Raw genomic sequence first — 6,763 nt, 5'->3', positions numbered from 1 at the left:
GGCGTGGCAGAAGGACTCCAGATGCGCCAGCGACTCCGGCGCGTCGTCCCCGCGCACAAACGAGACCAGGGTCACGTCGTGGCGCCGGGCTAGGTGGCGCAGGACGTAGTAGGCGCGGATCTTCGCCAATTATGGGCGCATCTCCAAAGGCTTTTGAAAATTTTTCCGTGTCAATGGTGGCAGAGGTGACAATCACCTTCAAATCCGGGCGGGTGCGGACCAAGCCCCGGAGAATTCCCAGGAGAAAATCAATGTTGAGGCTTCGTTCATGGGCCTCGTCCACGATCAGGGTGTCATATTCGTTTAAATACTTGTCCCCTTGCGTTTCTGCGAGCAGAACCCCGTCTGTCATCATCTTGATCACGGTCTGGTCGCTGACCCGGTCGGAGAACCGGATCTTGCAGCCCACGCCGGCCCCGGTCTGCTGGCCGAGTTCCTCTGCGATGCGGTCTGCCACGGTCACCGCGGCAATGCGCCGGGGCTGGGTGCACCCGATACGGCCGTCCATACCCCGGCCGGCCTGCAGGCAGAACTTGGGCAGCTGGGTGGTTTTGCCCGAGCCGGTCTCCCCGGAGATGATCACCACCTGATGGGCGGCAATGGCCGCTGTGATCTCATCCTGCTTTTCCCATACAGGCAGATCCGGGTTGGCTGAAATTTCCGGAAGATTGTCCATGCGCTGTTTTCGCACGGCAATGGAGGCATCAATGCGCTTTTCTGAACGCTGAAGAATTTCTGCCGGATCTTTGGGCTTTTTTTTGCCGGCATTGCCTTTTTCAAGACCACGGATTTCGCGCTCCACGGCATGCCGGTCGCAGTGAAGGGCGCGGTCCATCTTTGATCGAAGCCGGGCGATTTGTTTCCGGATTTGTTGATTCGTGCTCATACGGCAATTATTGGCTGGTTGAGTTGTATCCCAAAAAAAACATGCAAGCCGCCTTTTCCGGGCAAACCGGCAAAAAACAGATCACCTGCGGCATGCAAGGGCAACATAGCGAGCCTTTTGGGCAAAATCAAGGAACACCCAAAATTTCAAAATAAAAAATAGATTTTTTCCACTTTTATGCACCTGTAAAATATGTTAAACGGATTGTGCACAACAAAAGGCATTCCTGCATAACCGCCAATTCGGATACGCGCAATGATCAAGCATTTTGACCGCCGGATTTTTCCGGTCTGTTTTCTTGCGTGCTTTCTGCCTGCAGCTGCAAGAGCAGAAACCACCCCTTTTGTCAAACAAACCGGAACATGGCTCTGCCAGACCGGCTATGCCGGATGGGCTGGGGCGGCCGCAGCACTACTGGTCTTTGTGCTGGCCTGCTTTCTGATCCTGCTGCTGCGCCAGCAAAGCAGGATCCGGAAAATGAAAGCCGAAATCAACCGGCAGCGGAAGACCGCAGACAAGGCCTTCCGGCAGCAGCAGTCAATGGAAGACATCCTTAATCATCTAAATGATTATGTGTTCTTCCACGATCTTTCCGGCAATTTCTATGAATTCAACAGCGCCGTAAGACGGGATTCAGACTACTCGGCCACCGAGTTAAAACAGATGAACCTCAGGAACCTGGTGCGCGACCCCTATATCCCCCAGGTGGACGACTATCTCCAACGGCTCCAGAAAAACGGCAAGGACCATGGCTACATGCGGCTGGTCAACAAGGACGGAAAAGACCTGATCCTGGAATATACCAGCACCCTGATCCACAAACGCGGCGGCGAGGTTGCGGGCGTGCGCGGCATTGCCAGAAACATCACCGAACAGCACAAAACGCGCAAGGCCCTGAAAAAAAGTGAAAAAAAATACCGCACCATTTTAAACACCATTGAAGACGGTTATTACGAAGTGGACCTGGCCGGTCATTACCGGCTGTTAAACCGTGCAGTGCTCCGCATGCACAATTACACATGGGAGGAGCTCAAGGGGCAAAGTTATAAAAAGCTCATTGACGAAGAAGACGTCCAGTCCGTATTTGAAACCTTCAACTACGTCTACCGAACCGGAAATCCGGTCAAGGCATTTAACTGGAAAACCCGCAGAAAAGACGGCAGCATCCTGCACCTGGAAGCCTCGGTCTCCCTGCTCTACGACAATAAAGGAAAACCCGCGGGTTTTCGGGGGATCACCCGGGATATTTCAGAACGCATCCAGGCCCGGAAAAAAACCCGGCAGCTCGAAGCCCGGCTTCAGCAGGCCCAGAAAATGGAGTCCATCGGCACCCTGGCCGGAGGCATTGCCCATGATTTCAACAATGTGCTGTTTCCCATCATCGGATATACGGAACTCGCCCTCCAGGACATCCCTTCGCAAACTTCGGCTGCTGCAAATCTGGAAAAAGTGCTCCAGGCTGCTGACCGGGCCAAGGGGCTGGTGCGCCAGATTCTGGCCTTCAGCCGCCAGAGCGCCGAGCAGGATCCGGAACCTGTGCGGGTTGAGCCAATCATCAAGGAAACACTGAAACTGCTTCGCAACACCATCCCCGCATCCATTGAAATCCACTCAGACATCCAGCAGGATGCGGGCGCTGTGACCATTCACCCGGCCCAGCTCCATCAGGTGATAATGAACCTGTGCACCAACGCCTATCACGCCATGGAAAACCAGCCAACCGGAAAACTTGAAGTCAACCTCAGGCGGGTGCGGGTCACTGCTGAAAACACCGGACTCCATGCCCAGCTTGATGCCGGCACCTATATCTGCATCACCGTATCCGACACGGGATGCGGCATGTCCGCCGAGGTGATGGAAAAGATTTTCGATCCTTATTTTACCACCAAATCCCAGGACAAAGGCACCGGCCTGGGCCTGTCAGTGAGCTATGGAATTGCCCAAAACGCCGGGGGAATCATCATCACAAACAGTACACCCGAAAAAGGAAGCCGCTTTCATGTTTACCTTCCCGCAGCCAAAAGCAGCCAGGACCGGCAGTCCGACCCGAAACCCGACACTTGCCTGCCTGAAGGCAGTGAACGAATTTTGCTGGTCGATGATGAAAAACGGGTTCTTGAAGTCGAACAAATGACCCTGCAAAAACTGGGTTACCAGGTCACTGCGTTTTCTGACAGTCCAGAGGCGTTTAACGCCTTTAAATCCAAACCGGATCATTTTGACTTGGTCATCACCGACCAGAGCATGCCGCAAATCAGCGGCATTGAGCTGGCACGGAAAATCCGGCAGATCCGCAGTCATGTCCCGGTTATCCTGTGTTCCGGGTACAGTGAAAAAATCACGCGGGAAACCATCCTGGAAGACGATATCCAGGCCATTTTGCTCAAACCCATCTCCAGGCAGGAAATGGCCGGGGTCATTCGGAAAACTCTTGATTCCATGGGGCAAATACCTGTAAAAGAACAAAAGTGACAAAAAAAGCAGGAAAGCAATGAATTGATGAATCTGCAGAATGTAAAAATACCATCCGAGATTCCCGTACTTGTAGTCGATGATGAGACGCCCATCACGGAAATGCTTTTTCAGGCCCTGTCCAAGGCCGGCTACACATGCCGCACGGCCGCAAACGGGGAGCAGGCCCTTTTGATTATGGCTGAGAACCATTTCGATGTTGTGCTCACTGACATCCGCATGCCGGGCATGAACGGAGTGGATCTGCTGAAAAAAATCAAGGCCGCCTATGATAGCGATGTCATGGTCATGACCGGATTTACCGAGGACTATAATTACGAATCCATTGTCACGGCCGGGGCAAGCGATTTCATCCAGAAACCCATCAGCTTCAAGGAGTTGATGATCCGGCTCAAGCGCGTGCTGCACATGCGCTATCTGCTCGTGGAACGGGACCATATCAATACGGAACTCCAGAATTCCGTCAAAAAACTGGAAAAATACTCTGTTGAGCTCAAAAATGCCTTAATCGAGGTGGAAGACGCGCATGAGGAACTGCAGTACGCCTACCTGGATACGATCAACCGCCTAGTCAGCGCGGCGGAATACAAGGACGAGGAAACCGGCGATCATATTGTGCGCATGAGCCGCTACTGCACCCTGATGGCTGAAAAAATCGGTCTTGCAAATGAAACCGTCAAGCTCATCCAATACGCCTCTCCCATGCATGATATCGGCAAAATCGGCATTCCCGACCAGATCCTGATCAAGCCCGGGCGGCTGACCGCAGAGGAATTTGAAACCATCAAGACCCATACCACTATCGGCGCCAGCATCCTGGCCGGGTCCAGGGCGGATGTGCTCAAAACTGCCCATGAAATCGCGTTAAACCACCACGAAAAATGGGACGGCTCCGGCTATCCCAGGGGCCTGAAAAAAGAAGAAATTCCCATCAGCGGGCGCATCGTGGGCATTGCCGATATTTTTGACGCCCTGACCTCCAGGCGCCCTTACAAGGACCCCTATCCTCTGGAAGTGGCCGTGGAAATCATCCGCTCAGAACAAGGGGTCAAGCTTGACCCGGACCTGGTGGCGGTCTTTATAAGCAACATCGACCAGGTGGAACAAATCCGCCGGGAAGTGGGGGAGATTGAAAACGCATCCCTGGCCGATTTTGCCTGGAGCGAACGCGACCAGGCCGTGCACATGGACCGGCTCATCGCCCCAAGGCTGAAATAGACCCAAAGATCCGGCCGTTTTGCTGTTCTCTTTTTATTGATGGCGCCGTAAAAAGCTTTTTACCACGTCCGCTGTATTTTACAGGAAGGAAGCCCCGGGGCCGGCGCCGGTTTTTTCGCTCCTGACCGTTTCCGGGTTTCTTCCATCCAGCCCCGGGCAATTTGAAACTTTACTCGCTCCGGCATTGGCTGAATTTATCCCGGAAACGCTCAATGTCGCTTCACAAACCGACCCCGCCCCCGGGCTTCCTTGGAAGGGTTCTTGCCGGGCCGGCCCACGGGACCGGGCATGAAAACAACGCTTTTTAAGACGTAAATGTGTTCCTTGCGACTCCCTTGGTGTGAAATTTTGCACACACTCGGCCATGATGCCGGCCGGGGTGGTTTGCGAGTCGCATTGAGCGCGCAAGCGGTCAGCAGGGAGCAAATCGCCACCGGCCGGCATCATGCGAAAATTATAGAACCAGGCACGAACAGCAACTTTTTTGATGTTGCTTGGAAGAAGCGTGTTTCAGCAGCAGCCGGGCCCGCATTGGGGCGGGGCCTTCTTTCCGTCTGATTCCACAACACAGCAGCAGGAATCGCCGGTGCGTCCCAGCATGCTGTTGATCACCGCTGCGGCGCATCCCACCCCGGCATCCACGGTGATTGCGGCCGTGGGGCAGTTTTGGGCGCACGCCCCGCATTCCATGCAGTCATCCCGACTGATGATTTCGGCTTTGCCGTCTGCCAGGGCCAGCACCTCCCGGGGGCAGACCATGGCACACATGCCGCAGCCTGTGCACAGCTCCGGATTCAGTTCCAGGGTGGTGACGTTTTTCAGGTATGTAAAAGATGTGGTCCCCATAGTCTTGTTCACCTTTCTGTCTTCTTTTACAATGGTTCTGCTGCCATGGAAATGCAAGTCCATCCTGCGGATCAGGAGATAAAGCGGGCAGCTGTCCAAAGCACCAGGCCCACCACTGCTGCGGCGATCATGGCGGGCACGGCCGCGCGCATTTCCCGGCGCACCCCGGAAAGGGAGGTATAAGCCGAAGCACCGGTAAAATTCATGCCCATAAAGGCGGCCGCAGCCGTTGCAATCAGTGCCATGCCCGCGGCTTCGGCCAAAGAAGCGGCCCGGGCCAAATCCGGGGCGGCAGCGGCGGCAATTGCAAACGATGCGACCATGCCGGCAATGGCGCCTTTTGCGGCAAACGCCCGGCCGGGAATCCAGGGCAGCAAAAGCGGGGTCAGCACGGATCCCGCCAAAAGACCACCTGCCAGCATCAGGGCCGCAAAGGTTCCCTGAATGCGCACGTCCGCCCACCAGGCACCGGAAAACCCGGCTCCGCCCAGCAGGAAAAAAATCACTATCAAGGCAGCCATCCATTTTGCGGCCGGGATGAATTCCATGGGAATGAGTACCGCGCGTTCGCTCATGGGAAAGTTCTTGGTGCGCATCTGCCGGGAGGCCTTCATCACGCTGTCCATGAATGCCGGCAGGTCATCGGCTTCCACAGGGCTGTAGATCACCGTAAATCCGCAGGCCCATCTGACCTTGTGAGCGGCCACCCCGGGTGCGGCAAGCTGGGGCAGGATGACCTGCCGGTGGGATACGATTTTTGCAAGCCCGCTTGATTGAATCCGGCTGACCAGTTCGTTTGTGCCAAAGGTTTTTTTGCCCGCAGCGCACCAGACATTGATTCCGTTGGTATCCAGCACCGGGCTGTTTTCATCCGGCGGACCCGTCCGGCCCGCTTGATCCGACGGTCAGCAGCCGGAGGATGAGACCCCGGATCCTATTCCGATTTGCACACCCCCTGACGACAGGCTCAGGTCCGGATGCTGGTTTGATTGATTTTGTAGCAGACTTTGTTTTGTCATTTTTTAATACCGTTATGCAGGATTGCACAAAATACGGACAAACCGGCCTGAGGTCAATAATTTCCTGGCGAGGGGATGTTATGCAAAAAACGGTTTTGTGATGGTTTTCGCATGAGTCGTGTCGGGTGTGGTTTGTTTGTCTGCGGCTCGTTTTCGGCGATCGTCCCGGGGCTTTGGCTGGAATTTTAAAAACTCGGGCGGATCGCCCTCAGACAGTTTAAAATTCCGGGCGCCAAAGCCCCGGGACGATCGCCGAAAACGAGCCGCAGACAAACAAACCACACCCGACACGACTCATGCGAAAACCATCACAAAACCGTTT

The 6,763-nt window shown here is 54.9% G+C and carries 5 protein-coding genes; 2 read left to right on the top strand and 3 right to left on the bottom strand.

Annotated features, from left to right (window positions below; genetic code table 11):
* A partial coding sequence (locus R6U41_RS05425) for a DEAD/DEAH box helicase (RefSeq protein WP_410268816.1) occupies positions 1 to 886 on the bottom strand: 886 nt, incomplete at its 3' end.
* A gap of 255 nt (positions 887 to 1,141) precedes the next feature.
* Between R6U41_RS05425 and R6U41_RS05420 the strand changes: the two genes are divergently transcribed.
* Complete coding sequence (locus R6U41_RS05420) at positions 1,142 to 3,358, top strand: PAS domain S-box protein (protein ID WP_410268815.1); 2,217 nt, start codon at positions 1,142 to 1,144, stop codon at positions 3,356 to 3,358.
* A 27-nt stretch (positions 3,359 to 3,385) separates the two neighbouring features.
* The gene (locus R6U41_RS05415) at positions 3,386 to 4,576 is read left to right on the top strand and encodes an HD domain-containing phosphohydrolase (RefSeq protein WP_410268814.1); all 1,191 of its coding nucleotides are present in this window, start codon (positions 3,386 to 3,388) and stop codon (positions 4,574 to 4,576) included.
* Positions 4,577 to 5,086: 510 nt separating this feature from the next.
* On the opposite strand, the gene hgcB is transcribed toward R6U41_RS05415, so the two are convergent.
* Positions 5,087 to 5,422, bottom strand: coding sequence for a mercury methylation ferredoxin HgcB (gene hgcB / locus R6U41_RS05410; RefSeq protein WP_410268813.1), 336 nt, complete (start codon positions 5,420 to 5,422; stop codon positions 5,087 to 5,089).
* Positions 5,423 to 5,493: 71 nt separating this feature from the next.
* Positions 5,494 to 6,441, bottom strand: coding sequence for a mercury methylation corrinoid protein HgcA (hgcA, locus tag R6U41_RS05405; RefSeq protein ID WP_410268812.1), 948 nt, complete (start codon positions 6,439 to 6,441; stop codon positions 5,494 to 5,496).
* Between the last annotated feature and the right edge of the window lie 322 nt (positions 6,442 to 6,763).

The organism is Desulfosalsimonas sp., from assembly GCF_046483245.1.
Taxonomy (GTDB): domain Bacteria; phylum Desulfobacterota; class Desulfobacteria; order Desulfobacterales; family Desulfosalsimonadaceae; genus Desulfosalsimonas.
The sequence above is the reverse complement of the archived record's forward strand: the minus strand, read 5'-3'. Positions and strand labels throughout refer to the sequence as shown.